Annotated in this window: 2 protein-coding genes; both read right to left on the reverse strand. The window is 58.0% G+C overall.

What is annotated here, in order from left to right; genetic code table 11:
• The coding region (locus NW856_RS00035; RefSeq protein ID WP_414398408.1) for a glycogen debranching N-terminal domain-containing protein at positions 1–538 on the reverse strand (538 nt) is incomplete at its 3' end.
• A gap of 131 nt (positions 539–669) precedes the next feature.
• Positions 670–1,803 (reverse strand): glycosyltransferase family 4 protein, encoded by a 1,134-nt coding sequence (locus tag NW856_RS00040; protein WP_414398410.1) that lies wholly within the window; start codon positions 1,801–1,803, stop codon positions 670–672.
• Positions 1,804–1,962 lie beyond the last annotated feature (159 nt).

The raw sequence follows: 1,962 nt of genomic DNA on the forward strand, positions 1-1,962 counted from the left end.
GGTAGCGAAGAACCACCCTCTCGGGGGTCACCTGGGCCGGCAGCACTTGACCCCGCTGGGCCCGTCGGATGCCCCGGATCTCAAAAATATCGGCAAAGTCTGCCTCAAAGCGCAGGGTAATCGGCACGCGAAACGGCTCCGAGCCGTAGTTGTGAATGCGAATGCGCTCGTAGGCAACGTTGTTCCACAAAAAAGTAGTCCGTAAAACATGCAGAGTATCTTGACCGATAAACTGCCCCTCTGAGGTGGTGAACTCCGGGTTGGTCAGATCCACCGCCAAAATATCTTTGTCTTCCCGCACCTCTGAGCTGAGCAGCAGGAACTGCTTTCCCTGCAAGTCCAACACCCAGCGGGACAAAAAGCGGGTGTCGTCCCGGAAGAGGCCATGATCCCGGATGCCAAGGGGGCGCATGTTCCCTCGCCGGTCAAAGATGGCAAAGCAGTTGTCATGCTTGAGAACATGAGAGCGTGCCTCCACCCAAGAGGCGCTGGCCCGGATGTAGTACTGATCTTGAATTTGGATGATGTCTTCTGCCATCTCGGTCTTCTCGATCCCTATCCAGCCGGTCTCCTACGCGAACAGCTTACTGCTATCGGTCCACTCAAAGAAGGCGAAGAAGCAGGGGCCCCCCGATGCAGCCCAGCAGCCCTAGCTGCTACTTGGCCCATCTAAGCCTTATTAAGCTGCCTTCTTCGCGACATCTCCTGCCGCTCGTTCACCAGTTGGCGGTAGAGAGCCTCGTAGTCCGACACCATTCTTTCCACGCTGAACCGCTCCTCAAACACCTGCCGCACCCCGGCTCGGCTCAGGGATCCCACCTTCTCCACAGCCTCCACTGCTTCCTCCACCGAGTCGACAATAAAGCCGGAGCGCCTGTCGGCCATTACCTCGGGTACTGAGCCAAAACGGGTGGCAATTACCGGCGTGCCACAGGCCATCGCTTCAATCATCACCAGCCCAAAGGGCTCCGGCCAGCGGATGGGAAACAGCACCGCATAGGCCTTGCCCAAAAACTCGCTTTTCTCTTGGTCGGTGATTTCCCCTATGATCTCCACATTGGGGTGGCGACTGGCCAAAGGCTTAATTTCTAACTCGTAGTACTGGCGATCCACCGCATCGATCTTGATAGCAGCCTTCAGCGGCATCCCTGCCCGCGCCGCAATTTCAATAGCCGTGTCCAGCCCTTTTTCCGGGGAGACCCGGCCCAAAAAGGCCAGGTAGTCCCCCTTTTCTGGATAGAAACGGTAGAGATCCAGGGGCAAGCCGTGGTAGACCGTCCCCACCCAGCGGGCCTGGGGCAAAGGCAGCCGCTGGGCATTGGAGATGGAGACCACCGGAATGTCCTGAAACTCGGTGTAGAGGGGCTGCAGCTCCGGAATGTCCAGTCGCCCGTGTAGGGTGGCCAAAAAAGAAACCTGCGGGTGGCGACGGGCCAGGGCATAGGGATAGTAGTCGATGTGGCCGTGGATAATGTCAAACTCGTCGGCCATCTGAAAGGCTTTCTCCACCATCAAAATATGAGGAGCCACCGTGTCGATAGCCGTGGGATCCAAACGCAAAGCCCGCTCCCGAAAGGGGATTAGACGCGCTTGGGTTTGGGAGTCGCCGCTGGCGAACAACGTCACCTCATGCCCCCGCCGCACCAGCTCTTCGGTGAGCCAAGACACAACTCGCTCGGTGCCGCCGTAGAGCTTGGGGGGCACACTCTCATGCAAAGGGGCAATCTGAGCAATGCGCATAGCCATCCTCCACACCAAATCATCACCGCTCAGGGCTGTCTGCCAGACCGGGCTCACTGGCATTTCCGGCTGCTCCTAGGGAGAGCTTCTCACCCACGCCATGAGCTGCAACGTTCTTCAAGGGCAAAGCCAGGCCCAACCTTTATCGTAGCCAGCCAAGCCTGTTGGATGGGTCTTGTCGGAAAGCGTCTCATTTTCTGGCCTGACAGTTTTTGTCCAGAG

The organism is Synechococcus sp. R3-13 (genome assembly GCF_047462195.1).
Classification (GTDB): Bacteria; Cyanobacteriota; Cyanobacteriia; order Thermostichales; family Thermostichaceae; genus Thermostichus.

What these genes read in the sequence shown, in the direction of transcription:
- NW856_RS00040 (WP_414398410.1), bottom strand. Translation starts at nt 1,803, where the DNA reads ATGCCAGTGAGCCCGGTCTGGCAGACAGCCCTGAGCGGTGATGATTTG.